The organism is Brevibacterium casei CIP 102111 (assembly GCF_900169275.1).
GTDB classification, from domain to species: domain Bacteria; phylum Actinomycetota; class Actinomycetes; order Actinomycetales; family Brevibacteriaceae; genus Brevibacterium; species Brevibacterium casei.
In genome coordinates, this window is record NZ_FXZC01000001.1 from 219,876 (window position 1) to 246,375 (window position 26,500).

The 26,500-nt window shown below is 68.4% G+C and carries 24 protein-coding genes; 20 read left to right on the plus strand and 4 right to left on the minus strand.

Annotated elements, in window-relative coordinates; translation table 11 throughout:
* Window positions 1–384: 384 nt before the first annotated feature.
* The 7 genes from rpmB (at window position 385) to BC102111_RS01020 (ending at window position 6,227) form a co-directional block, all read left to right on the plus strand.
* Window positions 385–621, plus strand: a complete 237-nt coding sequence (rpmB, locus tag BC102111_RS00990) for a 50S ribosomal protein L28 (RefSeq protein ID WP_063249531.1) — start codon at window positions 385–387, stop codon at window positions 619–621.
* Window positions 621–788 (plus strand): 50S ribosomal protein L33, encoded by a 168-nt coding sequence (gene rpmG, locus BC102111_RS00995; protein ID WP_009376595.1) that lies wholly within the window; start codon window positions 621–623, stop codon window positions 786–788. The genes rpmB and rpmG overlap by 1 nt, the downstream gene beginning before the upstream one ends.
* Before the next feature lie 6 nt (window positions 789–794).
* Complete coding sequence (gene rpsN / locus BC102111_RS01000) at window positions 795–1,100, plus strand: 30S ribosomal protein S14 (RefSeq protein ID WP_009376593.1); 306 nt, start codon at window positions 795–797, stop codon at window positions 1,098–1,100.
* A gap of 68 nt (window positions 1,101–1,168) precedes the next feature.
* Window positions 1,169–1,456 (plus strand): HU family DNA-binding protein, encoded by a 288-nt coding sequence (locus tag BC102111_RS01005; RefSeq protein WP_009376591.1) that lies wholly within the window; start codon window positions 1,169–1,171, stop codon window positions 1,454–1,456.
* Window positions 1,457–1,674: 218 nt separating this feature from the next.
* Window positions 1,675–3,732, plus strand: coding sequence for a bifunctional copper resistance protein CopD/cytochrome c oxidase assembly protein (locus BC102111_RS01010; RefSeq protein ID WP_101623393.1), 2,058 nt, complete (start codon window positions 1,675–1,677; stop codon window positions 3,730–3,732).
* 306 nt (window positions 3,733–4,038) lie between these two features.
* A complete protein-coding gene (locus BC102111_RS01015; RefSeq protein WP_009376586.1) occupies window positions 4,039–5,394 on the plus strand; it encodes an MFS transporter in 1,356 nt (451 codons plus the stop codon).
* Window positions 5,395–5,477: 83 nt separating this feature from the next.
* The gene (locus tag BC102111_RS01020; RefSeq protein ID WP_101623394.1) at window positions 5,478–6,227 is read left to right on the plus strand and encodes a 3-hydroxybutyrate dehydrogenase; all 750 of its coding nucleotides are present in this window, start codon (window positions 5,478–5,480) and stop codon (window positions 6,225–6,227) included.
* A gap of 30 nt (window positions 6,228–6,257) precedes the next feature.
* Here the strand turns inward: BC102111_RS01020 and BC102111_RS01025 are convergent, their stop codons facing one another.
* Window positions 6,258–7,121 (minus strand): LysR family transcriptional regulator, encoded by an 864-nt coding sequence (locus BC102111_RS01025; protein ID WP_095375335.1) that lies wholly within the window; start codon window positions 7,119–7,121, stop codon window positions 6,258–6,260.
* Here BC102111_RS01025 and mmsB point away from each other — a divergent pair.
* The 3 genes from mmsB to BC102111_RS01040 all read left to right on the plus strand — a co-directional run bounded on the left by mmsB (window position 7,110) and on the right by BC102111_RS01040 (window position 11,099).
* On the plus strand, window positions 7,110–8,165 hold the full coding sequence (gene mmsB, locus BC102111_RS01030) for a 3-hydroxyisobutyrate dehydrogenase (RefSeq protein ID WP_494337611.1): 1,056 nt from the start codon (window positions 7,110–7,112) through the stop codon (window positions 8,163–8,165). The two genes, BC102111_RS01025 and mmsB, sit on opposite strands and share 12 nt — an antisense overlap.
* Before the next feature lie 140 nt (window positions 8,166–8,305).
* Window positions 8,306–9,037 carry a YggS family pyridoxal phosphate-dependent enzyme gene (locus BC102111_RS01035; RefSeq protein ID WP_095375476.1) on the plus strand — a complete coding sequence of 244 codons (732 nt, stop codon included), beginning with the start codon at window positions 8,306–8,308 and terminating at the stop codon, window positions 9,035–9,037.
* 61 nt (window positions 9,038–9,098) lie between these two features.
* The gene (locus BC102111_RS01040) at window positions 9,099–11,099 is read left to right on the plus strand and encodes an NHL domain-containing thioredoxin family protein (protein WP_095375337.1); all 2,001 of its coding nucleotides are present in this window, start codon (window positions 9,099–9,101) and stop codon (window positions 11,097–11,099) included.
* A 363-nt stretch (window positions 11,100–11,462) separates the two neighbouring features.
* Here BC102111_RS01040 and BC102111_RS01045 read toward each other — a convergent pair whose 3' ends face one another.
* From BC102111_RS01045 to BC102111_RS01055, 3 genes are all read right to left on the minus strand, one after another.
* Window positions 11,463–12,422, minus strand: coding sequence for a hypothetical protein (locus BC102111_RS01045; protein ID WP_063249537.1), 960 nt, complete (start codon window positions 12,420–12,422; stop codon window positions 11,463–11,465).
* Between the two features lie 179 nt (window positions 12,423–12,601).
* Window positions 12,602–13,657: an ABC transporter gene (locus BC102111_RS01050; RefSeq protein WP_095375338.1), complete on the minus strand. Its 1,056-nt coding sequence runs from the start codon at window positions 13,655–13,657 to the stop codon at window positions 12,602–12,604.
* A 7-nt stretch (window positions 13,658–13,664) separates the two neighbouring features.
* On the minus strand, window positions 13,665–15,140 hold the full coding sequence (locus tag BC102111_RS01055) for an LPXTG cell wall anchor domain-containing protein (protein WP_146001379.1): 1,476 nt from the start codon (window positions 15,138–15,140) through the stop codon (window positions 13,665–13,667).
* A gap of 299 nt (window positions 15,141–15,439) precedes the next feature.
* On the opposite strand from BC102111_RS01055, the gene dcd reads away from it, so the two are divergent.
* From dcd to BC102111_RS01105, 10 genes are all read left to right on the plus strand, one after another.
* The gene (dcd, locus tag BC102111_RS01060) at window positions 15,440–16,018 is read left to right on the plus strand and encodes a dCTP deaminase (protein WP_095375340.1); all 579 of its coding nucleotides are present in this window, start codon (window positions 15,440–15,442) and stop codon (window positions 16,016–16,018) included.
* A complete protein-coding gene (locus BC102111_RS01065; RefSeq protein ID WP_009376564.1) occupies window positions 16,015–17,022 on the plus strand; it encodes a hypothetical protein in 1,008 nt (335 codons plus the stop codon). Before dcd ends, BC102111_RS01065 begins: the two co-directional genes overlap by 4 nt.
* A gap of 160 nt (window positions 17,023–17,182) precedes the next feature.
* A complete protein-coding gene (locus BC102111_RS01070) occupies window positions 17,183–20,242 on the plus strand; it encodes a Na+/H+ antiporter subunit A (RefSeq protein ID WP_095375341.1) in 3,060 nt (1,019 codons plus the stop codon).
* Complete coding sequence (locus tag BC102111_RS01075; protein WP_095375342.1) at window positions 20,239–20,838, plus strand: Na(+)/H(+) antiporter subunit C; 600 nt, start codon at window positions 20,239–20,241, stop codon at window positions 20,836–20,838. The genes BC102111_RS01070 and BC102111_RS01075 overlap by 4 nt, the downstream gene beginning before the upstream one ends.
* On the plus strand, window positions 20,835–22,415 hold the full coding sequence (locus BC102111_RS01080) for a Na+/H+ antiporter subunit D (RefSeq protein WP_063249545.1): 1,581 nt from the start codon (window positions 20,835–20,837) through the stop codon (window positions 22,413–22,415). Before BC102111_RS01075 ends, BC102111_RS01080 begins: the two co-directional genes overlap by 4 nt.
* Complete coding sequence (locus BC102111_RS01085) at window positions 22,415–23,017, plus strand: Na+/H+ antiporter subunit E (protein WP_009376552.1); 603 nt, start codon at window positions 22,415–22,417, stop codon at window positions 23,015–23,017. Before BC102111_RS01080 ends, BC102111_RS01085 begins: the two co-directional genes overlap by 1 nt.
* Window positions 23,014–23,601, plus strand: a complete 588-nt coding sequence (locus BC102111_RS01090; protein WP_009376550.1) for an MrpF/PhaF family protein — start codon at window positions 23,014–23,016, stop codon at window positions 23,599–23,601. The genes BC102111_RS01085 and BC102111_RS01090 overlap by 4 nt, the downstream gene beginning before the upstream one ends.
* Entirely contained in the window at window positions 23,591–23,986 is a 396-nt protein-coding gene (mnhG, locus tag BC102111_RS01095) for a monovalent cation/H(+) antiporter subunit G (protein ID WP_009376548.1), read from the plus strand. Before BC102111_RS01090 ends, mnhG begins: the two co-directional genes overlap by 11 nt.
* Window positions 23,976–24,728: a response regulator transcription factor gene (locus tag BC102111_RS01100; protein WP_101623397.1), complete on the plus strand. Its 753-nt coding sequence runs from the start codon at window positions 23,976–23,978 to the stop codon at window positions 24,726–24,728. The genes mnhG and BC102111_RS01100 overlap by 11 nt, the downstream gene beginning before the upstream one ends.
* A complete protein-coding gene (locus tag BC102111_RS01105) occupies window positions 24,725–26,500 on the plus strand; it encodes an ATP-binding protein (RefSeq protein ID WP_009376544.1) in 1,776 nt (591 codons plus the stop codon). The genes BC102111_RS01100 and BC102111_RS01105 overlap by 4 nt, the downstream gene beginning before the upstream one ends.

A 26,500-nucleotide genomic window follows, 5' to 3' on the forward strand; every position in this document is an offset into this window, starting at 1 on the left:
TGTGAATTTGCCCAGAAGGCCTGGGTCTCACTAAACTGGTTGTCTGTTGTGTCGTGACGGCCCGGTCCCCGACTGATCCGCCGCGACCGACATGGTGCTCACCCACCGCTGCACTCCAGCTTCGGCCATCTCTCACAGGCTACGGCTTCAGCGCTGGTGAGACATCTCGCCCGAACGGGCATGCCTGTTTCGGCGTACACAATTTCCATTGCGAACGCCGCGTGCACGGGTGCACATCCGCCTTTCGACCGGACGCAGGTCCGCGCCTGGGTCGGATCGTGCCCGCCACAGCAGCATCGCGTGAATTTGTTGATGTCTTCCGACATCGGCGCAAGCGAATGAGCTTGTCTCGAGAGTCGGTAACTTGTGAACTGGAGGAGAGTCATGGCAGCAACCTGCCAAGTCACCGGGGCCGTTCCCGGTTTCGGACACAATGTGTCCCACTCGAAGCGCCGCACGAAGCGCCGCTTCAACCCGAATATTCAGACGAAGCGCTACTACGTCCCGTCGCTGCGCCGCAACGTCACCCTCAATGTGTCCGCCAAGGGCATCAAGGTCATCGACGTCCGCGGGATCGACGCCGTCGTCGCCGAACTCATTGCCAAGGGAGTGAAGCTCTGATGGCGAAGACCCAAGACGTTCGTCCGATCATCAAGCTCAAGTCGACTGCAGGCACCGGGTACACCTACGTGACCCGCAAGAACCGCCGCAACAACCCGGATCGCATCGTGCTCAAGAAGTACGATCCCGTCATCCGCAAGCACGTCGATTTCCGAGAGGAGCGCTGAGCGCACATGGCCAAGAAGTCCAAGATCGCCCGCGACAAGCAGCGTCGCGTCATCGTTGAACGCTATGCGGAGCGCCGCGCCGCCCTCAAGCGTCAGCTCACCCACCCCGACAGCACGGACGAGCAGCGTGAGGAAGCACGCCTCGGCCTGCAGAAGCTTCCTCGCGATGCCTCGCCGGTGCGTGTGCGCAATCGCGACCAGGTCGACGGCCGCCCCCGCGGCTACCTGCGCAAGTTCGGACTCTCGCGCGTCCGCTTCCGCGAAATGGCGCACGACGGCGAGTTGCCCGGCATCACGAAGTCGAGCTGGTAATCTCGAGGGAGTTCGTTATCGGAAAACGGACCGGTAACTGACCGACTTGTCCTAAGGAGGACACTTTTATGGCTAAGAACCGCAGTGAGCTCGTTGCAGAAGTTGCCGAGAAGTCCGGCCTGACCCAGAAGCAGGTCTCGGATGTTCTCGATGGTGTCTTCGATGTCTTCTCCGACGTCGTCGGCAAGGGCGAGAAGCTCACCATCCCCGGCTGGCTCTCCGTCGAGCGCACCGAGCGTGCCGCTCGCAAGGGTCGCAACCCGCAGACCGGTGAAGAGATCGAGATCAAGGCCGGCTACTCCGTGAAGCTGTCCGCTGGTTCGAAGCTCAAGGCTGCCGCTGGCACCCCGAAGTGACCTTCGCGCTCAAGCGCAGGATGGCCCGGACCGATCGGTCCGGGCCATCTGCTTTCCCCGGGCGATTCCCACGCCGAGGCGGCTGACCGGAATCGTGTCCGCCCCGCACAGCGGGGTGATCCTCAGGAGATCTGCACCACCTCGGCGGTTGTGAGTTCGCCGCCGCCGACCCCGGGACGATATCCTGGTTCCATGCACGAATCGGCAGGCGGACCTCTGTGACCTCTCACGACAACGAGCCGATCATCCGATTCACCGCTCGCGCAGCGATCCCGCTCGTCGCACTCCTCGGCGCAGCTGTCGGACTCGTCGCGATGCTCTACACGGGAGCCTCCGAGCCGACCGTCATCAACGACCCGGGAGCCGTCGTCCGCTTCGGACTGCCGGCCGCGAAGTTCGTCTTCAACCTCGCGATGAGCCTCACCGTCGGCGCACTCCTCTTCGCGCTCCTCATCCTGCCCCGCACGCAGGGGCGGATCCGGGGCAGGAAGGCGCAGCAGGACGAACAGCCGCCGCTCGACGCGCTGTGGGAGAAGTCGCTCAAAGTCGCCGAGGTCGCCTCTGTGGCGTGGACGATCTCCGCAGTCGCCGTCCTCCTCTTCACCTTCGTCTCCACCGTCGGTGCGCAGGCCTACCTCAACTTCTCGAACCAGCTCGGCGTCTTCCTCACCCAGATCGCCTTCGGCCAGTACTGGGCCCTCATCGTCGTCCTCATCGCCGTCGCCTCGACGCTGTGCTTCGGCTCCCGGTCCTACCTCGGCCTCGCCTTCGCCGGCGTCCTCTCGCTCGGCGTGATGATCCCCCTCGCCCTCATGGGCCACTCCGCCCAGGCGTCGGGCCACACGCAGGCCGTCAACAGCATCGGACTCCACCTCTTCGGCGTCGCCCTGTGGCTCGGCGGTCTCTTCGTCATCGCCCTGCTCGGCTCCCGCCTCGCCAAGTCGCCCGAGCTGGGGACGTTCATCGCCCGCTACTCGTCGATCGCGCTCTTCGCGTTCGTCGTCGTCGCCTTCTCCGGCGTCGTCAACTCGATGCTGCGCGTCGAGGACCTCGCGGATCTCATGACCCCATACGGCCAGGTGATCATCGCGAAGACCTTCGCGACGATCCTCCTCGGGCTCGTCGGCTTCTGGCACCGCCGGTTCGTCATCGCCCGGCTCGGCAAGGTCGCCTCCGTGACGGGCGAGTTCTGGCGCCTCATCCTCGTCGAGTTCGTCATCTTCGGAGCGACGATGGGCCTGGCCGTCGCCCTCTCCCGCTCCCAACCGCCCGTCCCGCAGGAGCCGGTGGGCAACCCGACGCCCTCGGAGATCCTCACCGGAGAGCCCCTGCCCCCCGCACCGAACTTCGCCCGCTTCTTCTCCGAGTGGTCGGTCGACCCGCTGTGGGTCGTCGTCGCCGTGGGGCTGACGATCGCGTACGTCGCCGGGTACCTCCAGCTCCGTCGCCGAGGCGACACCTGGTCGGTCTTCCGCCTCGTCAGCTGGGTGCTCGGAATGATCGGCCTCGTCTACGTCACCTCGGGCGGCGTCCAGGTCTACGGCGAGGTGTCGTTCTCGGCGCACATGATCCAGCACATGCTCCTCGTCATGGTCGTGCCCATCCCGATGGTCCTCGGCGCCCCGATCACCCTGCTCATGCGGGCGACGACCGCGCGCACCGATGGCTCCCGCGGCATCCGCGAATGGGTGCTCTGGCTCGTCCACACCCCCTACATGCGCTTCTTCGCCAACCCGGTCGTCGCCTCGGTCAACTTCGCCGGCTCACTCGTCGTCTTCTACTACGCGGGGCTGATGAAGTACGCCCTCGAGTGGCATCTCGGCCACGAGCTCATGATCGTCCACTTCCTCGCCGCCGGCTACCTCTTCACCCAGGCCCTCATCGGCATCGACCCCGGCGTCAAGCGGTTCCCCTACCCGCTGCGCCTGCTCATGCTCCTCATCACGATGGCCTTCCACGCCTTCTTCGGCATCTCCCTGCTCAGCTCCGAGGTGCTCATCGAAGGCGACTGGTTCGGCAACATGGGCACCGACTGGGGATACTCCGCGATCGAGGACCAGCAGCGGGGCGGCGCGATCGCCTGGGGCATCGGCGAGATCCCGACGCTGTTCCTTGCGATCATGGTCGCCTTCCAGTGGTCGAAGTCGTCCGACCGGGAGGCCAAGCGGGTCGACCGCCGGGAGGCCCGCACCGGCGACGCCGAGCTGCGCGCCTACAACGACATGCTCACGCAGATCGCCGAACGCGACGCGAACGCCGGTCCCCGCCGAGGCTGACCCCGGTCCCCCGCCGAGGCTGACCCACCCGACCGTCTCGGCGAACCCGTCTCACGCACACCTGATGTGCGGGAATGTGCACGTCGAATTCCCGAATTCCCGCCCTCACGTATCCCATTCGCCGATGTGATGGCGCACACTGTTTCTTGAGCACCATTCACCCATCGGGTGGATGTGGGCGCGGTCAGCCGCGGGAGGGGCCTCATCGTCGAGTCCCCTGACATCGCGGGATCGCCGCCTACGCTGCCCCAGCGGAACGATCCGACCTGTCAACGATGAAGCGGATCGTGGAAATCAAGGAGAGTCATGAGTGCACAGAGCAATGCGGAGAGGAAGACGATCCGAACGCAGCTGCGCAAGGTCGTCGCCGCCTCGATGGCGGGCACCGTCGTCGAATGGTACGAGTTCTTCCTCTACGGGTCAGCGGCGACGCTGGTGTTCAACCACATCCTGTTCCCGCCGTCGGACAACCCGCTGACGCCGATCCTCCTCGGTTTCGCGACCTACGCTGTCGGCTTCATCGCCCGCCCCATCGGCGGCATCGTCTTCGGCCACTACGGTGACAAGTTCGGACGCAAGAAGCTCCTCCAGCTCTCCATCATCCTCGTCGGGGCGGCGACGTTCCTCATGGGCTGCCTGCCGACGTTCGGTCAGATCGGCTACCTCGCTCCGATCCTCCTCGTCCTCCTCCGCATCGTCCAGGGCTTCGCCGTCGGCGGCGAATGGGGCGGCGCGGTGCTCCTCGTCGCCGAGCACTCCCCGGACAAGGAACGCGGTTTCTGGTCCTCGTGGCCGCAGTCGGGCGTGCCGCTGGGCAACCTGCTCGCCACCGGTGTCCTCTTCGTCCTCACTGCCACCCTGTCCGAGGAGGCGTTCCTCTCGTGGGGCTGGAGGATCGCGTTCTGGCTCTCGGCGGTCATCGTCCTCATCGGCTACTACATCCGCACCCGAGTCTCCGACGCCCCGATCTTCGAGAAGATCCAGGCTGAGGAGATCGAGGAGGGCGTCGACTACGGCGTCAAGGCCGTCTTCAAGCGCTACCCGCGTGAGGTCTTCACCGCCATGGGTCTGCGGCTGGTCGAGAACATCCACTACTACCTCGTCGTCACCTTCTCGATCACCTACCTCGCGGTCGCCGTCGGCATCGAGGCGAGCGAGATCCTCGGCCTCCTCCTCGGCGCGCACGCCATCCATGCGCTGCTCGTGCCGATGATCGGTGCCCTCGGGGACCGGATCGGACGCAAGCCGCCCTACGCGATCGGCATCATCCTCACCGCCTCGTGGGGCTTCTTCGCCTTCCCGATGTACGACACGGGCAACCCCGGACTGATCTTCCTCGCCCTCCTCCTCGGACTCGTCTTCCACGGCTTCATGTACGCGGGGCAGCCGGCGATCATGGCGGAGATGTTCCCGACCCGGATGCGCAACTCGGGTGTGTCCACGGGATACCAGGTCACGGCGATCGTCGCCGGATCGTTCGCGCCGATCATCGCGACCGCGCTGCTCGACGAGTTCGGCTCCTCGGTGCCGATCGCGATCTACCTCGCCGTGGCCGCTCTCATCTCGCTCGTCGCGCTCATCTTCACCCGCGAGACGAAGGGCATCGACCTCCACTCCCTCGACCACGCCGACAAGGTGCGCCGCGGGGTAGTCACGCACTGATCGGGTCGTCGCCGCATCGACGTGGCTCATCCGCCGCGGTGGTGCGGCGTCCGTGGTCAGGCACAGCAGAGAAGGGACGGGAAATGGCAGTTGATCTCACCGGCAGGAGGGCCCTCGTCACCGGCGGGGCCTCGGGCCTGGGCAAGGCGATGTGCGAGTCCTTCGCCGAGGCGGGTGCGACCGTCGTCGTCGCCGACGTCGACGCGGAGGCGGCGGGGGCAGTCGCCGAGGCGATCGGCGGGGAGGCGTGGGCCGTCAACCTCGCCGACACCTCGGCGCTCGACGGGATCGACCTCGAGGTCGACATCCTCGTCAACAATGCCGGGATCCAACGGATCCACCCGATCCCGGAGTTCCCGCTGGAGGAATGGCAGCTGATCATGACGATCATGCTCGAGGCGCCGTTCGTGCTCACGAAGGCTGCGCTGCCGGGGATGTACGAGCGGGGCTGGGGGAGGGTCATCAACGTCTCCTCCGTCCACGGACTGCGCGCCTCGGCGAACAAGTCCGCGTACGTCGCGGCCAAGCACGGACTCATGGGTCTGACGAAGACGACGGCGCTCGAGGCCGGTCCGCGCGGGGTGACGTGCAATGCGATCAACCCGGGATATGTGCTCACGCCCCTGGTCAAGGGGCAGATCGCGGATCAGGCGGTGACGAACGGGATCAGTGAGGACGAGGTGCTCGAGAAGGTCTTCCTCGGCCACTCGGCCGTACCCCGCCTCGCGGAGCCCGAGGACATCGCTGCGCTCGCGCTCTTCCTCGCCTCCGACGCCGCGGCGGTCGTCACGGGCACCGCGCACAGCATCGACGGGGGTTGGACCGCCGCCTGAGCGGGGATAGCGGGGAGAGCGCCGCGCGGGTCAGAGCACCTCGAGGATGCTGCGGACGGCGGCATTGCGCAGGGACTCGTGCCGGACCGAGGCCCAATAGGACACGCGCTTGGAGAAGAGCTCGGGCAGCACCTGGACCAGGCGGCTGCTGTCCCGGGCGAGGAAGTCGGGCAGGATGCCGATGCCCACCCCGTTCGCTGTGGCGAGGACGTGGGCGTGGACCGAGGTCGAGCGGAAGAAGCCCCTGCCGGCCGGGATTTCGCTCGAGGCGTCGTCGAGGTCGTCGACCTGGAGTGCGTTCTCGATGTAGTAGACGATCCTGTGCTCGGCGAGGTCGTCGAGCGTGACCGGAACCGGGTGCGTGCGCAGATACTCCTGCGAGGCGTAGAGCTGGAGCCGGTAGTCGCGGATGCGCTTGGCGACGCTGCGCGGGGCGTCGGGTCGACCGACGACGACCTCGATGTCGACGCCGGAACGGTATTGGCGGGCCCGCTGGGTCGCGGTGATGAGCTCGATCTGCAGGCCCGGATGGCCGATCTGCAGCTCCGTCAGCGCCGGCACCGCGTACTCGAGAGCGAAGGCCTGCGGGCAGGCGATGCGGATCGTGCCCGAGAGCGCCGAGGACTCGCGTGCGTCGATCCTCCCCAGCGCCGCCTCGATGTCCTCGGCGATCGGCAGCAGCTGCCGACCCGCGGTGCTCAGCTCCCATCCGTCCGGGGAGGCGACGAGAACGCGCTGACCGTAGGCCTTCTCCAAGGCAGCGATGCGCCGCGACACGGTCGTGTGATTGAGTCCGAGACTGTGCGCGGCGGCCGTGAACTTCCCCAGACGCGCCACGGCGAGGAGGGTGAGGAGATCCTCCGGCGAGATCTGCTGAGGTGCATGAGCGGCCATAGTCCGCCCAGTCTATCTGCGTGCACGCACACAACCGGTGCGGAAGAGGTGATCGTCGCCGACGGCCGGCACGGGCAGGGCTGGCGTAATGTGAAGGGGAACACACGAGATCTCGATGCGAGGAGGCATGCGATGGCGACGATTGGATGGATCGGCCTGGGGAACATGGGCCGACCGATGACGGCGAACCTGGTCAAGGCCGGCCACACGGTCAAGGGCTTCGACGTGGTCCCGGAGGCCGTGACCGCGGCGGCGGAGGATGGTGTCACCCCGGTGGGTTCGATCGCCGAGGCGGTCGCCGGTGCCGATATCGTCTTCACGATGCTGCCCAAGGGCGAGCATGCCCGCGCCGTCTACCTCACCCCCGACGGTGTCCTCGCCACCGCCGACCCCGCGACCCTCCTCGTCGACTCCTCGACGATCGACTTCGACTCCGCCCGGGCCCTGCACGCCGAGGCGAAGGCCGCCGGCTTCCGCTTCGTCGACGGTCCCGTCTCCGGCGGTGTCACCGGTGCACAGGCGGGCACGCTCACCTTCATGCTCGGCGGGTCCGATGCGGACGTCGCCGAGGCGAAGCCCTTCATCGAGCCGATGGCCGGCAACATCTTCCACGCCGGCGGCGACGCCGCGGGTCAGGCCGCGAAGATCGTCAACAACATGATGCTCGCGATCAGCCTCGAAGGCGTCGTCGAAGGCGCGGTGCTCGCGCAGCGCTTCGGTCTCGACCCTAAGGCGTTCTACGACATCGCGAAGGTCTCCTCCGGCGACTCGTGGCCCCTGCGCACCTGGTATCCGGTGCCCGGGGTGACCGAGACCTCGGCGTCGAACAACGACTTCAAGCCCGGCTTCGCCACGTCTCTCATGCACAAGGACGTCGGGCTCGCGCTCGCCGGTGCCGAGACCCAGGGCGTCGACCTGCCCGCGGCCACCCTCGTCTACGCGCAGCTGCAGAAGCTCGTCGACGAAGGCCTCGAGGGACTCGACACGACGGCGATCATCAAGAACATCGACCCCGAGGCGCAGGGCCTGCCGACAAAGCCCTGAGCGACCGGCGCCGTGATCCGACGATTCTGCGCCCACTGACCGGGGCCATGCTGCGCCCGCTCTCCGGTGAGCGGGCGCAGATGCCTCTCCCGAGGAGCGCAGAGATCCTGCCCGGCATCGGCGCATGCGAGACTGGGAGCATGAGTTCGACCGAGCCCCTCACCGCAGAAGAGTCCGCCGCGATCCGCACCCGCCTCGACGAGGTGGCCGAACGCACGGCAGCCGCCGCCAAGGCCTCGGGCCGGTCCGCCGAGGACGTGCGGATCCTGCTCGCGACGAAGACGCAGCCGGCGGAGCGGATCCGTGTGGCCATCGAGCACGGCTTCTCACTCATCGGCGAGAACAAGGTGCAGGAGCTCGTCGCCAAGGCCGACGACCTCGCCGACCTTCCGCACGAATCGCACCTCATCGGTCCCCTGCAGAAGAACAAGGTCAACCACACGCTGCGCCACGCCCAGTGCATCCAGTCCGTCGACAGCCTCGCGCTCGCGGAGAGGATCGACAACCGCCTCGGCGTCCTCGACTCCACCGTCGACGTCTTCGTCCAGGTCAACACGTCCCGCGAGGACTCGAAGTCCGGGGTCGCACCCGAGGACGCCGAGGCGCTCGTGGCAGCAGTGCGCGACCTCGATCGCCTGCGCCTGCGTGGCCTGATGACCATCGGCCTGCCCGGCCAGACGCCCGAGGAGATCCGCCCGAGCTACTCAGACCTCCGCGAGCTCCGCGACCGGCTCATCGCGACGGGTGCCCTGCCCGCCGAAGCCACCGAGCTGTCGATGGGGATGAGCAACGACTTCGAACTCGCGATCGCCGAAGGCGCGACGATGGTGCGCATCGGCTCGAGCGTCTTCGGTGCCCGCCCCACCCCGTAGCATGTGTCCCACGATGACAGCCGCCCTGCCGCCACGCCTGCGGATCTGAGACGATGGAGAGATGAACGCCAGTCCGCAGAGTTCCGCGGCCACCGCCGCGAACGACACCACCGCCGAGGCGACCGCCCCGACCCGCACGCGCGAACCCAAGGTCCGCGCCCCCGAGCTCATCGGCCGCCGGTGGATGAACTCCGGCGGCAAGGAGCTCACCCTCGCCGACCTCCGCGGCAAGGTCGTCCTCCTCGACTTCTGGACGTTCTGCTGCATCAACTGCCTCCACGTCCTCGACGAGCTGCGGCCGCTCGAGGAGAAGTACGCAGGCGAACTCGTCATCATCGGCGTCCACTCGCCGAAGTTCGAGTTCGAACGCACCGTCGAGGCCGTCGACCAGGCGGTCGAGCGCTACCAGGTCGAACACCTCGTCCTCGACGACCCCGACCTCGTCACGTGGCAGGCGTACACGGCGCGGGCATGGCCGACGCTGGCCGTCATCGATCCCGAGGGCTACCTCGTCGCGACCCTGTCCGGGGAAGGCCACGGCGCCGGCCTCGGGGAGATCATCGAAGGCCTCATCGCCGAACACTCGGCGAAGGGCACCCTCCACTCCGGAGACGGCCCCTACGTGCCCCCGCCGGCACCGGAGACCGAACTCTTCTATCCCGGCAAGGTGACGGTCCTGCCCTCGGGCAGCCTCCTCGTCGCCGACTCCGGCCACCACAGCCTCGTCGAGTACTCTGCCGACGGACAGACCGTGCTCCGACGCATCGGCACGGGGGAGCGGGGACTCACCGACGGCGACTTCGCCACCGCACAGTTCAGCGAACCCGGCGGCATCACCGTCCTCCCCGAGGACGTCGCCGCGCGTGCCGGCTACCAGCTCATCGTCGCCGACACCGTCAACCACGTCCTGCGCGGCATCGACCTCGAGACGGAGACCGTGAGAACGATCGCCGGCACCGGCGAGCAGCACATGGTCGGGGCCATCGACAACGTCCGCGGCACCCACGGCGCGCTCGGCCGCTATTCGGGCCCCGCCCTCGACGTCAAGCTCTCCTCCCCGTGGGACGTCCTCTTCGTCCCCGCCACCGGCGAGGTGGTCGTGGCGATGGCCGGTAACCACACGATCTGGTCGTTCGACCCCGTCACCGGAAACATCCGCCTGCTGTCCGGCACGATGAACGAGGGGCTCGTCAACGGGGACGCGGTGTCCGCGTGGTTCGCACAGTCCTCGGGCCTCGACCTCCACCCCGACGGCAGCGTCATCGTCGCCGACTCCGAGACCTCGGCGATCCGCCGCCTCGATCCGGCCTCAGGAGAGGCGACGACGCTCGTGGGCACCGGTCTCTTCGACTTCGGCTTCCGTGACGGGCCCGCCGCCGAGGCACGGCTCCAGCATCCGCTCGGAGTGCGCACCCTGCCCGACGGGTCGCTCGCGATCGCCGACACGTACAACGGTGCGATCCGCCGGTACGACTTCACGACGAACGAGGTCTCGACGCTCGCCCGCGGGCTGCGCGAACCCTCGGACATCCTCGTCGTCGAAGCGGGTGCTGCGAGCGGGGACACGGCCGGCGGGACGGGAGCGGGCAGCGGCACCGCAGAGCTCCTCGTCGTCGAATCGGCGAACCACTCGCTCACCCGGGTGACCCTGCCGAAGGACGCCCAACGCGTCGACGAGGGTGCGCAGACGAGCCACCGCCCGTCGACGGAGCTTGCCGCCGGACCTGTGGCCATCAGCGTGAGCTTCACCGTTCCCGCAGGTCAGAAGCTCGACGATCGCTGGGGTGACCCGACCTACTTGCAGGTGTCCTCGACTCCGCCCGAACTCATCGTCTCTGGTGGCGGCGGGGCCGAGGGGCTGAGCCGCGACATCGTCATCGACCCCGAGGCGACCTCGGGAGTCCTCCACGTCACCGCGCGCGCCGCCGCGTGCGACGGCGAACCGGGAGGAGAGATCCCGCTCCACGCCGCCTGCCACCTCTACCAGCAGGACTGGGGCATTCCGGTCGAACTCACCGAGGCGGGTCCCTCAGTGCTCGACCTCGACCTCCGCGGCGCCTGAGACCCGGCCAGTGCTCCCGAGGCACTGAGAGCCGGCGGTTCGGTGCTCGCACTGCGCCGGAGACCGCCGTCCTGGCACCGCCACCGCTAGTTGCGGTCGAAAACCGGTGGAAAATGGGCCCGATCGCTCGATTTTCCTCGATTTCTCGACCACAAACGGGTGGGAAGCGTCGCAAGGTCGCGCACTGTCGCGGCGCTTGAGACCCGGCGTCCGGCGCCCTTCCTCGCTCCGCCACCGCCGGTTGCGGTCGAAAACCGGTGGAAAATGGGCCCGATCGCTCGATTTCCCTCGGTTTCTCGACCACAAACGGGTGGGCACACCCACAAACGGCTGGGCAGGGCCACTCGGCCCGCACCGGGCTGCTCACATGATCGAGACTTCGCCGAGGCGGCGCGGTTCGACGCGCACCTGCGAGGAGCGGACGACGACGGATCCGCCGAGGACGAACGAGAGCGTCTCGTCGAGGTCCCGTTCGTCGGCGGTGACGATGTCACGATAGCGGCCCTTGATCCGCACCTCGGCGGTGGCAGGGGTGAGCTCGAGGTCGCCGCCCGAGGAAGTGAGACTGACCTTGGGTTCCCGCACGATCGACCATTCGACATCCCCGAGGATCTCGTTGTCGGTCTCGTAGCCGAATACGCACCCCGAGGGCATGAGGGTCTTCGCCTTGACGCAGTTGCGCAGGTGCTCGTCGACCTGCTCGGCGACGGCCTGCTCGAGCTTCGCGGTCGGCTGCGGCGCCAGGGAGATCTTCGGCGAGTCCCCGGGGGCGGTGACCTCGGCGCGCTCGGACTTCGACTTGAGGAACGTCGCGTCGAAGCCGACGAGGTAGGTCGCCGGGAACAGCACGGGAACCTCCCCGGCGGAGACGCTGAATCCGTTGACCGTCGCCGTCGAGGACCCGGAGACGTCGAGGTCGAGGGTCGGCCAGGCCTTCTGCTCGATCGCCCAGCGGTCGAAGAGCCCCGCGGCGGCCGGCAGCCGGACGAGGTCGAGGTCGACACTGTGGGTCTGTGAGGAGAGGACGTAGGAGAGGCGGACCTTCGCCCGGTCGCCGTCGGTCGAGACGGTCTCAGCGGAGGCTTCGCGGGGCAGGTCGGGGGCCGCGGAGAGCACGTCCTGGCTCAGCGCCAGCGTCGAGCCGGGAGTGGGGGAGGAGAGGTAGGAGAAGGCACGCTCGGCGTTGCCCTGCTCGATCGCTGACATGTACGCCTCGACGGTGCGCGCCGGGGTGTAGACGGTGACGTTGAGCAGAGGCACCGAGGCGACGGTGAGCACGATGACGACGAGAGCGGAGATGAGAAGGGTGCGCGACGTTCGCATGGCCTCTCCTCATCGGCTCGGGGGATGTCCCGGTCGGCGGGCGGCTCCGCTGTCTCCGGGTGGGGATGTCGAATCCAGTTTAGTGGACAGCGAGCCTGCCGCCGTCACGTACCGGGCCCGGCCCCCTTCATCGCGCAGGAGCGGGTCTGCTCATCTCGCGGATGCGGGTCCGGTCCGCCTCATTCGACGGAGTAGGCCCGCAGCTGTGAGGTGTCGACGTCGACGAAGACGTGGGTGCCCACCCTGACGTTGGCGCGCAGCTCGGTGAGGGACTCGCCGAGGCCGGGGTGGAGGACCCCGTAGGCCGTGCCATCCGTGCCCCCGAGATCGGTGAGATCGGCGAGGTCGACATCGAGGGCGAGCCCCATCTCCGTATCGACGGGAGAGAGCTTCGCCTGGATCGCCGACCCGCGGTCCCGGAGTCCGACGACGATCGCTTCGAAGACCGCCGACGAGGTGAAGGCAGGGTCGTGTTCGTCGAGTGAGACGAGGGCTGCCCGCCACGGCAGGGTGACGAAGACCTTGCCGTCGAGTTCGGTCCGGGCGCGGACGGCCGAGTGGCCGATCGACAGCCACCCCTTGCGGGCGAGGCCCGACCAGATGTTCACTCCGGTGAGTTCAGCGGGCAGGGAGCCGCGCGGTTCCGAGACGACGGTCGCGAGCGGACCGAGGGCGACGAGTTCGCCCTTCTCGATGTTCGCGACGCCCGCCTCGGCGATGATGAAGTCCGTCAGCGTCGTCGAGGAGAGCACGATTCCGCGTCCCTGCGCGGCGGCGAGGTCGGCGAGCCGGGCGCGCAGACCGGTGCGGATGTGGCCGGGCACCTCGGCGAAGGGGTCGATGAAGGTCAGCCATTCGCGGCCGGTCGACCAGGCGAGGGCGAGGACGAGCTTGGCGCGGGTCGCGGCATCGAGGTCGCCGATGCGGGTCCGCAGCACCGAGGTCTCGAGTCCGAATTCGCTCAGCGCCGCCGCTGATGCCGCCTCCCCGGGATCGGCATCGGCGGCGCGCAGATACGACGTCACCCACCTGCGCACACGCAGACGTCCCGACCGGAATCCGGTCGGGAGCTGTGGGGGTGGTGCGACGCCGGGCTGGGCGGCCGCGGACAGCACCACCTCAGTGGTGCTGTCCGGGCTGCCCATGAGTCCGAGAACCGTCCCCGCTCGGAGACGACCGAGGTCGATCGGGCGCCCTCCGAGGTGCAGCCCCGCCAGGGACAGTTCGCGGCTCAACGGATCGTCAGAACTCCGCAGGATCGTCGGCGGCCGCGTCGGCGCGTCGACGGGTGATGACGACGGCTGCCGCGCCGACGACGAGGAGTCCCGCGCCGAGCGCGAGTCCGGTCATCTCGGCACCGGTGCGGGGCAGGTCGTTCGAGGCGCCGCTGCCGGAACCGCTGCCGGAGCCGTTTCCGCTGCCGCTGCCGGAGCCGCTGCCGTTCTCGGACACATCGGTGCCGTTGGTGACGACGGTGAAGCTTCCGCCCTGCGGCTTGTCGAAGCTCTCGGCCTGGACGCGGACGTTGTACGTGCCGAGCACGGCCTTGACCTTAGCCTGGACGCCGAAGGTCGCCTTGCCCTCGGAGTCGGCTTCCTTCGACATCGTGTAGCGGTCGACCTTGCCCTGGGCATGATCGACGACGATGGTGATCTTCTCACCGGGCTGAGCGCCGGTGACGCCGAGCGTGACGCCCTTGTTGAGGAAGTCCTCGGAGGTGATCTCCGTGGGGTCGATGATGAGGGCCTGCGGTGCCGCGGCCGGCTGCTTGTCGTCCTTCGCCCCCTCGTCGGCCGAGTCGGTCGACTTCTCCGAGGGCGTGCCGGTCTCCGACGGCTCAGCCGTCTTGGACGGCTCTCCGGTCTCGGACGGCGTGTCGGTGGGAGCGGGGCCCGTCTGCGTCGGCGAGGGCTGACCGGTCTCCGACGGCGTCGGATCCGCAGTCTTGCTCGGCGTCTGCGTCGGGGTCTCCGTCTTCGTCTCAGACGGGGTGGGCTTCGGCGAGTCGGTGGGCTTCGCGGTCTCCGTCGGCTTCGCGGTCTCGGTCGGAGCCGGCGCGGTCGTCGACGGGGACTCCGTCTTCGTCTCCGACGGGGTGGGCTTCGCCGTCTCGGTCGGCTTCGCGGTCTCCGTCGGCGTTCCGGTCTCGGACGGGTCCGGCGAGGCGGTGTCCGTGGGAGCCGGGGCGGTCGGACGCTCGCACGAGCTGCCGGCGCCCGAATCGTCCTTGTCCGAGTCCTTCGCGACGACCTCGAAGGTCACCTTCGAGGAGTCCTTCTCGGACTTGAGGTCGGTGAGGTAGAGCGTGTACGTCCCGAGCGGCACCTGAGCGCCTTCGGTGGTCGAGAAGAAGTAGGTCCCGTTGACCTTCCCGTTCTCATCGACGGTGAGCTTCGTCTCCGGGGTGTACTCCGTGCCGTCGGTGCCGACGACCGTCACGGTCGCCTTCTCATCGGCGGTGAATCCGGTGCCGGAGAACCCGATGCCCTCCTTCTTGTCCACGATCTCTTCCCGACTGACCTGCGCCGCGGACACAGTGGCCTGCGGGGTGTCGCTGTCGGGGACGTTGGAGTCGCTCTGGGACCCGGCACCGTCATAGGCGCAGAGCGGGCCCTGGGGCACCGTAGGAGACGCGGTCGACGCGAACGCGGGAGCGCCGGCGAGACCGGTCAGTGCAACGGCTACTGCGGGGGCAAGCACAAGACGCGAGGTCTTCACAGTAATGCCTTTCGGTTGATGTCAACCCACAAAAGGCGATGGAACTCCCGGCATTCCCTGGCTGAGAAGAGGAAGGCACCATCGTGCGCGGGTTCGTACAGCACCCCACTCTAAAGCATTCACTCAGGCGCATGGCGAGACACACGGAGGCAATTCAAGGATTTATCGCAGGATCGTTATCAATTCGTGACAAAGTAACGGCGTGTCGCACCCGACTCCTGCCTCGCCGAGGTGGTTCTCCGCCTCGCTGCCCCCGTCGTGACTGCGCGCCGGGGTCCGATCCGACTACCATCAGGGGTGTGACTCTCCTTTCCGACCGCGACATCCGCGCCGAACTCGAATCCGGTCGCATCGCGCTGGACCCCTGTGACCTCTCGCTCATCCAGCCTGCGAGCGTCGACGTCTGCCTCGACCGCTACTTCCGGCTCTTCGACAACCACAAGTACGCGGTCATCGATCCCTCGCTCGAACAGCCCGAGCTCACCCGCTTCGTCGAGGTCGACCCGGAAGAGCCCTTCGTCCTCCACCCCGGGGAGTTCGTCCTCGCCTCGACCCATGAGCTCGTCACCCTGCCCGACGACGTCGCGGCCAGGCTCGAGGGGAAGTCCTCGCTCGGCCGCCTCGGTCTGCTCACGCATTCGACGGCAGGGTTCATCGACCCGGGATTCACCGGTCATGTCACCCTCGAGCTCTCGAACGTCGCGACGCTGCCGATCACGCTGTGGCCGGGGATGAAGATCGGCCAGCTCTGCTTCTTCCGGCTCAGCTCCGCCGCCGAGGTCCCCTACGGCTCCGAGGCCACAGGCAGCCGGTACCAGGGTCAGCGCGGCCCCACGGCCTCACGGTCGCACGCGAACTTCTTCCGGAGGGCCATGTGATCACCCGGCGGGAGCTGAGGAGGCAGCGGGAGCAGTCCGGCGGCGGCGCCCCCGCCGTCGAGGGACTCGCCGCGGACCTGCGCGGACGCCACCTCCTCCTCCTCGACGCCGAGATCGAGGTCTCTGACGTCCTCGCCCTCGTCCACAACAGGCTCCCCGACGTGCCGCCGCGCCTGAACGAGAACGATCAGGTCCGCCTCTCCCGCCATTCGCGGCTCAGTGCCGGGGTCGACCTCGACGAGGCGACGGTCGCCGCGCTCGAGATCCCCGAGTGGTCCCGTCGCGCCGTCGTCCTCGACACTCCGCGCGACCGGGAGCCCGCGCCGCCGCCGGAATGGTTCGAGGACGCGGACGGACTCCATGAGGCGTTTCCCGCGGGCCTTCCCGACCGTGAGGAGGAGCGCGCGCTCAGCCTCCTCATCTCCATCGCCTCGCGCCTGCATCTGGCCATCCGCCTCGCCGACGAGGACGGGATGGGCACCCGCGTGCTCGTGCCCGACCCCGAGGCGAAGGTCGATCTCTACCTCTACTCCCCGTACTGGCTCGACCCCGATGTCGCCCTCTCGCTCGTGCGCACCCACGCCCCGCATGCCTTCCAGCAGGAGCTGCCGACCCCCGATGCCGCGGTCCTCGCGCAGACCTCGCTCGACGATCCTCTCTTCGACTCCTCCGCACCCGTCGTCCTCGACGGCTACTCCCTCCTCATCCCGCTCGGCGAGATCGACGAGGCGGCCGGGGCGATCGAGATCCGCGTGACCGAGGCCGAATGGGTGCCCCCGATCGTGCGGGCGAGCACCGAGCTGCCGCAGATCGAGTACCACGTCCACTGGATGGACGCCGAAGAGGTCCGCTACCGCCCAGGCCATGATCGCCGCTTCCGGCAGATGCGCGCCGAGGTGGCCGCCCTCGTCGATCGGATCGGCGCCGAGCTGCTCTCCCGGAGCGACGGCATCGGCCTCGATGAGAACGGGTTCCTTGTCACATCGGCGCAGCTGCGGGCCTGATCGGGCACGGCAGGCGGCATCGTCGTGTGACGGTCCGTCTCGGGTGCTCCGCGCCGGTCCGTTGATTGGGAGAACGACCACTTTCCATGCGAAAATACTGTTGAGCAGGTCTCGATCGCCACACAACGGAAAATGACGGAGGTGTCCGCCGGTGATAGCCATGACAGGAGCCTTTTTCGGGGCTGCTGTCATTGCCTACCCGCTCGTCCGACTGCTCGGCCGCAACGCCTTCCTGCTGCTGGCCCTCGTCCCGCTCGCCGGCCTCGTCTACACCCTGACGACCGCCTCGGCGATCTTCGGGCCCGGGGGAGCCCCGCTCACCGAGACGCTCGACTGGCTGCCCGCGCTCGACCTCGAGGGCGTCTTCCGCCTCGACGTCCTCTCGTGGATCATGAGCCTCATCGTCACCGGGGTCGGCACGCTCGTCCTCGTCTACTGCTCGCGCTACTTCCCCGCCGACGAACCCGGCCTCGCCCGCTTCGCCGCCGTCTTCATGGCGTTCGCGGGGATGATGTACGGACTCGTCGTCGCCGACGAGCTCCTCATGCTCTTCGTCTTCTGGGAGGGCACGACGATCTTCTCGTACCTCCTCATCGGCCACAGCCAGTCCCGCCGCCGCTCCCGGCAGGCGGCGCTGCAGGCGCTCATCGTCACCACCGCCGGCGGTCTGGCGATGTTCGTCGGGATGGTCCTCCTCATCGTCACCACCGGCACCGGACGCATCTCCGTCCTCGTCGAGCGCGCCGAACTCGGCCTCGACACCGGACCCCTCGTCGTCACCGCCGTCGTCCTCCTCCTCGTCGGAGCGATCTCGAAGTCGGCCCTGCTGCCGTTCCACTTCTGGCTGCCCGGTGCCATGGCCGCTCCGACCCCGGTGAGCGCCTACCTCCATGCCGCGGCGATGGTCAAAGCCGGCATCTACCTCGTCCTCCGGCTCGCACCCGGCTTCCACACGCTTCCCGGCTGGACGGAGATCCTCCTCACCGCGGGCCTGCTGACGATGTTCATCGGCGCGTGGCAGGCCCTGCGCCAGACCGACCTCAAGCTCCTCCTCGCCTTCGGCACCGTCTCCCAGCTCGGCTTCCTCACGGTGGTCTCCTCGTTCGGCACACCGGACATCACCAAGGCCGCGCTCGCCCTCCTCGTCTCCCACGCGCTCTTCAAGGCCTGCCTCTTCCTCTGTGTGGGCATCATCGACCACCGAGCCGGCACCCGTGACCTCACGAAGCTCTCCGGCGGCTGGCGCGCCTTCCCCGTCGTCGCCGTGTGTGCGACGGTCTCGGCGGCATCGATGGCGGGTCTGCCCCCGACCTTCGGCTTCGTCGCGAAGGAAGCGGTGTACTCGACCCTGCTCGACGCCGGCACGAAGACCTCGATCATCGCCCTCGTCGGGATCATGATCGGCTCGGTGCTCACCGTCGCCTACTCGGCCCGGTTCGTCTGGGGCGCGTTCGGGACGAAGCCCGGCGTCGACGACATCGCCCGCCGGGAGGAGAACGTCACGCTCGTCGTGTCTCCGATCATCCTCACGATCCTCACGCTCGCCCTCGGTCCCTTCGCGATGATCGTCGACACCTACGTCGAAGCCTGGAGTGCGTCCCTGCCGGCGACCGACCCGGCCGACGGCGAGTACTACCTGGCGATGTGGCACGGCTTCGAACCTGCGCTCGGGCTCTCCGCGGTCACCATCGCCGCAGGTCTCCTCCTCTTCGTGTTCCGCGACCGCTTCGCCCGGGTCCAGGCGACCCTGCCGGCCGGCTTCGACTTCCACGACCTCTACCGGCGCCTCATCAGCGGCATGGAGATCCTCGCCCTCTGGGTGACCTCCCGCACCCAGCGCGGATCGCTGCCCTTCTACCAGAGCGTCATCTACCTCGTCCTCGTCGCCGGGGTCGGCCTCGCCGTCATCTCCAACGACACATGGCAGATCCGGTTCACGCTCTTCGACACTCCGCTCGACTTCATCGTCGCCGGCGTCCTCATCGTCGTCGCGATCGCCGCCACCCGAGCGAAGAAGCGCTTCACCGCCGTCGTCGTCACCGGCATCTCCGGCTACGCGATGGTCGCGTTCTTCGCGTTCATGGGCGCCCCCGACCTCGCGCTCACCCAGGTGCTCGTCGAGACCATCACGATCGTCGTCTTCGTCCTCGTCCTCCGCCGCCTGCCCGCCCGGATCGGTCAGAGCACCGGCCGGTTCACCCCCGCATGGCGCGCGATCATCGGCGCAGCCGTGGGCGTGACGATGATGATCGTCGTCCTCATCGCCGCAGGGGTGCGGATGACCGAACCGGCCTCCGTCGACTTCGCACAGCTCGCCTACGAGATCGGGCACGGCCAGAACGTCGTCAACGTCACCCTCGTCGACATCCGCGTCTGGGACACCTTCGGTGAGATCTCCGTCCTCGTCGCCGCCGGCACCGGAGTCGCCGGACTCATCTTCGTCCGCGGCCGCGAGGGCCACCTCGGCCGCTTCTCCGCGGGTCGCGAGGGCATGGACCGGCGCGGCCGGCTCCGCTTCCAGCCCGTGCCCGACGAGGTGGCGCCGCGCCCCGGCAGCGTCATCGACGGCACCGATCACGAGGACCTCGAGACGCGGCGCGCCTCGTGGCTCATCGCCGGACGCACGCTGGCCCCGCGCAACCGCTCGATCATCCTCGAGGTCACCGCCCGCCTCATCTTCCATGCCGTCCTCGTCTTCTCCGTCTACCTCCTCTTCACTGGGCACAACACCCCCGGCGGCGGTTTCGCCGGCGGTCTCGTCGCCGGTCTCGCCCTCGTCGTCCGCTACCTCGCGGGAGGCAAGTTCGAACTCGCCGAGGCGGCGCGGTTCACGCCCTCGGGTCTGCTCGGCACCGGACTCATCCTCTCCGTGCTCACCGCGGTCGGCGGATGGTTCTGGGGCGACACCGTCTTCAAGTCCGTCTTCGTCGAAGCGAACCTGCCGCTCCTCGGGGAGCTCAAGTTCGGCACCCCGACGTTCTTCGACATCGGCGTCTACCTCATCGTCGTCGGCCTCATGCTCGACATCCTCCGCTCACTCGGCGCCGAGGTGGACCTCCACCAGGAGCGCGACGAACTGCTCCTCACCGACCGGCTCAACACCTCGCTCGGGCTGGCGGAGAACTTCGGCGCGGAGGCCGAACACAAGGCCGTGTCGAAGATCCTCAACCGCGTCAACCACCTCGAGGTCGACAACGGAGCGGAAGGGGGACGGCTGTGAGTCTGCCCTTCATCATGGTGCTCGCGATGGGCGTCCTCTTCGCATGCGGCGTCTACCTCATGCTCGAGCGCTCGCTCACCCGCGTCCTCCTCGGCTTCATCCTGCTCGGCAATGCCGTCAACCTCCTCATCGTCCTCACCGCTGGTCGCGGCCGACCGCCGCTGACCGACGGGAAGAACCTTTCGACGGAGGGCATGTCGGACCCGCTGCCGCAGGCGCTCGTCCTCACGGCCATCGTCATCACCTTCGCCGTCACCGCGTTCCTGCTCGCGATGATCTACCGGTCGTGGCGTCTCGTGCGCGCCGACTCCCTCCAGGACGACGCCGCCGACCTCCAGGTCGCGATCACGAAGATGATCGACTCGGAAGCCGAGGCGAGCACCGACTACGACGACACGGAGTTCGGCGACGAGGCCGAGAGCCCGATCCGCGGGGCCATCGACCTCGACGACGATGGGACCCCCGCCCAACGCGAAGCCGAGGCCGAAGCCGCTGACGCCGAAGCCGCGGAGACCGACCGGCCCGCTGCGGAGAGCGACGGGCACGGCACCGATGACGAGGACAGCGACGACGACGGGAAGGGGGAGCGACGATGACCGAACTCCTCGCCGTCCTCATCCCGATGCCGGTGCTGCTGCCGCTCATCGGCGCCGGCCTCGCCCTGGTGCTGTCGAAGCATTCGCGTTCGCAGAACCTCGTCTCGCTGCTCACGCTCTCAGCGGTCATGGTCATCGCCGTCGTCCTCCTCGTCGGCGTCGACCAGGAGGGTCCGCAGGTCGTCGCGATCGCCGGGTGGGAGGCGCCGGCGGGCATCGTCCTGGTCGCCGACCGGCTCTCGACGCTCATGCTCGTCGTGTCCTGTCTCGTCACCCTGGCCGTGCTCATCTACGCGCTCAGCCAGGACGCCTCCGACTATTCGGACGAGACCCCGATCTCCGTGTTCAACCCGAGCTACCTCATCCTCTGCGCAGGTGTCGCGAACGCGTTCCTCGCCGGCGACCTCTTCAACCTCTACGTCGGCTTCGAGATGCTCCTCCTCGCCTCGTACGTCCTCCTCACCCTGGGAGCGACGGCCGAGCGGATCCGCGCGGGAGTCACCTACGTCGTCGTCTCACTCGTGTCCTCGGTCATCTTCCTCACCGCGATCGGCGTCATCTACGCCGCGACGGGCACGGTGAACATGGCCCAGCTGGCCGAGCGACTCGACCAGCTGCCGCCCGATGTGCAGATGATCCTCCACGTCCTCCTCCTCATCGGCTTCGGGATCAAGGCCGCGATCTTCCCGCTCTCGTTCTGGCTGCCCGACTCCTATCCGACGGCCCCCGCCCCGGTCACCGCTGTGTTCGCGGGCCTGCTGACGAAGGTCGGCATCTACGCGATCATCCGCACCGAGACCCTGCTCTTCTCGGATTCGTCCCTGCGGGTGCCCCTGCTCGTTGCGGCGGGCCTGACGATGATCGTCGGCATCCTCGGCGCGATCGCACAGTCGGAGATCAAGCGCATCGTCTCCTTCACGCTCGTCTCCCACATCGGCTACATGCTCTTCGGCGTCGCCCTCGGCACGGCGTTCGGGCTCGCGGCCGGCATCTACTACACGGTCCACCACATCATCGTCCAGACCGCGCTGTTCCTCGCCATCGGCCTCGTCGAGATGCGCGGCGGATCGACGTCGACACGGTCGCTGGGCGGACTCATGGTGCTCTCGCCGGCGCTGACGATCGTCTTCTTCATCCCGGCTCTCAACCTCTCCGGGATCCCGCCGTTCTCCGGCTTCATCGGCAAGGTCGCGCTCTTCGAGGCCGGGTTCGAGGATCACAGCTGGCTTGCCACCGTCCTCATCATCGCCGGCACCCTCACGAGCCTGCTCACCCTCTACGTCATCGGCCGCACCTTCAACCTGGCGTTCTGGCGCGACCCCGCGGACGCGGAGGACCCCAACGAGGAGCTCGTCGAGGAGTTCGCCGAACGCAAGCGCACCCTGCTGGAGGGACGGACCTGGCGCTCGCGCATCGGCGTGCCGGGACCGATGTTCGCCGCCACCTCGGCGATCGTCGTCGTCTCCCTCATCCTCACGATCGCCGCCGGACCCCTGTGGGACCTCTCGGAGCGGGCGGCGGAGAACCTGCAGAACCCGATCAACTACGTCAACGAGGTCCTCGGAGGTGAGGGCTGATGAGTCCGCGCACGTCCCCACCCAAGGGCCGCCGGGTCATCCAGCAGCTCGTCCTCGTCTTCTTCCTCGTCCTCCTCTGGGTGATGCTGTGGGACTCGCTCACCGTCCTCAGCGTGGTCACCGGCATCATCCTCGCCTTCCTCGTCACGCGGGTGTTCTACCTGCCCCCGGTCGTCCTCTCGGGTCGCTTCAACGTCGTCCATGCCCTCGTCTTCGCCGGCTGGTTCGTCGTCTCGATGGTCATCGCCTCGATCGAGGTCGCGTGGTTCTCCTTCCGGCCCAAGGCCGTCGGCGCGGGCTCGGTCATCGCGTGCGATCTGCGGACCCGGTCGGACCTGATGATGACGCTCGTCGCCGACACCGCGAGCCTCATCCCCGGTTCGATCATCGTCGACAGCGACCGGGCCCGCGGTCGCCTCTACCTCCACGTCCTCGACGCCGACACCGAGGAGAAGATCCGCGCCGCGAAGCGCCAGGTCTACCACATCGAGGAGCTGCTCATCCGGGCGCTGGGCTCGACCCGTGACCTCGCAGCCCTCAAGGTCGATCCGGATCCGCTCGACCACCCGACGCCCACCGACGACCGGGGAGGCCGGCGATGACCGAGACGATCCTCCACATCATCGTCGTCACCGCCGCGGTCCTCTTCGCCGCCTCGGTGTTCCTCGCCCTCTACCGCGTCATCCGGGGACCGTCGATCCTCGACCGCATGATCGCCACCGACGTCATCCTCGCCTCGCTCATGTGCGGCCTCGGCGGCTTCATGGCCCTGACCGGTCGCACCGACCTCCTGCCCGTGCTCATCGTCTTGGCGATGCTCGGCTTCGTCGGCTCCGTGAGCGTGTCCCGATACGTCTCGAAGTCCGATTCGATGACCCCCGGCGCCGAGGTGGGGGCCCTGAGCGACTTCTCCGCCTCCGACTGGCACGTCGGTCGCGACGAGGCCCCGCAGGCCGACTCGTCGACCTGGCCCGACGATGTCGCCCGCGGCATCTCGAACGTCCCCGACGGCCCTGTCGAGGTCACCGTGCGCGACGAACCCGTCGTCCCGCTCGCCGAGGACGAGATGGGCGCCGACGCGGCCGCGAACTCTCCCGGTTCGGCCGAGGAGGGACTGGGGTCCGGGCCCGACCCCGGCCCCGACGACGCCGATGACGGACCGAAGGGGGGCCACGATGGTCCTTGACATCATCTCCGCGGTCCTCGTCCTCGCCAGCGGCGTGCTCTCCCTGGCCGCTGCCGTCGGTCTGCTCCGGTTCGGCGATCTGCTCTCGCGCATGCACGCGAGCGCGAAGCCCCAGGTGCTCGGCCTCATCCTCGTGGCGATCGCCATCGCCATCCACTTCCCGACGTGGGCGACGGTGACGACCCTGGCGATCATCGTCTCCTTCCAGCTCGTGACGATTCCCGTTGCCACGCACATGGTCGGCCGTGCGGGATATCGCACCAAGCACCTGCGTCGATCTATGCTGTATCGAGACGAGCTGGCCGAGGCAGTGGATCGGGCAGAAGCGCGGGAGGTCGCCAGAGAACGGCGACGCGAGTTCGGAACGGACGAGAATGACGGCTGACAGTCAGCGTGAACACCAACCACTGGTCCTCGTGGCCGATGACGAACCCGATGTCCTCGGTGCAGTGGTCCCGTTCCTCCAGCGCTCGGGGTTCCGGGTGCTCGCAGCCGGTGACGGTCTCCTCGCCCTCGACGAGATCCGCCGGCACAGTCCCGATGTCTGCGTCCTCGACGTGCTCATGCCCGGTGCCGACGGGCGACAGGTGCTGCGGCAGCTGCGCCAGGACGAGAACTGGGTGCCCGTGCTCCTGCTCACCCAGGTCGGTGAGGCGGTGGAGCGGGCGATGGCGCTCGAGGAGGGCGCCGACGACTACCTCAACAAGCCCTTCGATCCGCATGAGCTCGTCGCCCGGATCCGGGCGGTGCTGCGGCGCACCCGCACCGAGGGTCCGCCGCTCGCGACGGCGCCCGTGCTCGTCTCGAGCTTCGGTCTGCGCGTCGACCGCGTGGACAGGCGGGCGTGGCTGGGCCAGCGCGAACTCGTCATCACCCCGAAGGGCTTCACCCTGCTCGAATACCTCATGGTCCACCAGGACGAGCTCATCGATCGGGCGCGCCTGCTCGAGGTCCTCTGGGGATTCGAGGAGGCCGTGGGCACCCGTGCCGTCGACTCACGGGTGGCCGAACTGCGCCGGGTACTCGGCGAGGATGCCGCGGAGCCGCGGTGGATCGCGACGGTGCAGGGACGCGGCTATCGGTTCGTCGGAGAGGTCCACGGTGAAGAGGGGATGCGACGGGTATGACGAACTTCCTGGTCATCGAGGTCCAGATCTGGCTGTTCCTCCTCCTGCTCCTCCTCGTCCTCACAGGCATCGCTGCGCTCGTCTTCTTCGGGTGGCGGCGACTGCGCAAGCGTGAGGCGCAGCTGCGCGAATCGATCGAGACGGCCGCGGCCGAGGATTCGATGGCCAAGCGCAACCGCATGCTCATCCGCCTCGACCACGAGCTGAAGAACCCGCTCACGGCCCTGCGGACCTCGGCGGCGACGATCCGCGAGGTCGCCAGGCAGGGCGGGTCGATCGCCGAGGTCGAACCCGCGGCCAAGCAGGTCGACCTCTCCTCCCGCCGAGTCGCCCGACTCCTCGCCGATCTGCGCAAGCTCGCCGACGTCGAGACCCGAATCATCGAGTATTCCCGTGTCGACCTCGACCGGCTCATCCACCAGGCCGTCGAGGATGCCTCGACCGCGCCCGGGGCCGAGGACCGGATGATCGTCGCGACCGTCGCCCGGGCCCCGTGGCGACTGCCCGACGTCGCCGGTGAGGAGGACCTCCTCCTCACGGCGATCCTCAACCTTCTCGGCAACGCTCTCAAGTACTCCTCGCAGGCTGAGGTCGTCGAACTCCGGGCGAACGAGCAGATCATCGACAATCACCGCTGGGTCGTCGTCGAGGTCGCCGACACCGGCAGCGGCATCCCGATCTCCGAGCAGGACCAGGTGTGGGACGAGCTCTCCCGCGGCTCCCGGGTGCGTGCGGTCGCCGGATCCGGCATGGGTCTCTCGCTCGTCCGCTCGATCGTCGCCCGGCACGGCGGTTCCGTGCAGCTCTTCAGCCAGGAGGGCGTGGGCACGTCCGTGCGCATGGTCCTGCCCGTCCTTGCCGACGCCGCGCCCGTCGGTGCGCCGCCGATGGCCGAGGGCGGAGAGCGCGCAGCCGCGGGATCGCATCCCGTGCAGCCCGTGCAGAATCCGGATATGCGCCATGCCCCCGGGTTCCTTCCACCGCGACAGCCGAGCGAGGACGAACTCAAGGGCCGCATCCTCGGCACGCCGAGGCGGACGTCGAAACGCCGCCTCGAACGCGTCGACGGGACGCTCATCGACCGGTCGACCGGCGAGTCCGTCGGTGCCGGCTTCCCGACCGATTCGGGTCAGCATTCGCAGTTCAAACCGGTGCGCGGCCCGCGGCCCGACCAGCAGGGCGGGTCGCAGCAGCCGAACTCGGGCCCGCAGCACATCGGCCAGCCGAACTCTGGACCCCAGCCTGTCGGGCACCCCGGATCGGGGCCTCAGCCTGTCGGCTATGCGAACCCCGGCCCCGATAATCGCGGTGTCGGCCAGGCCGGGCCTCAGCAGTCGTTCGGCAGTCAGCCCGGAGGTCGACCCTATCCGGGCGGCGCTCCGCAGCAGTTCCCCGGCCCCCAGCAGAGTGCGGGCGCGCGGCCTGCCGGTCCGGGTTACGGCGCCCCGCAGGGGCAGGCGCCCGTCGGCAGTCAGCCGGGCCGGCAGCCGGGTGACCCGGGAGACCGTCACGGCTCTCCCGCGCACCAGGGCCAGCCAGCGCAGTTCGGCCAGCCCAACCGACCCGCCCAGTACCGTCAGTCCGGTGCGCCGCAGGGGCAGGCGGGCAACCCCGACCCGGTGGGAAGCAGGCCGACTCCACAGGGCGGCACCGGGCATCCGCCCCGGACCGCAGACGAATCCGGCGCGCAGGGCGAGGACGGCCGGCGCACCGGTGAGGAGCGGGAGTTCCCGACCCGGCGTGAGCTGAGGGCGCGAGGCGATTCGCAGTGA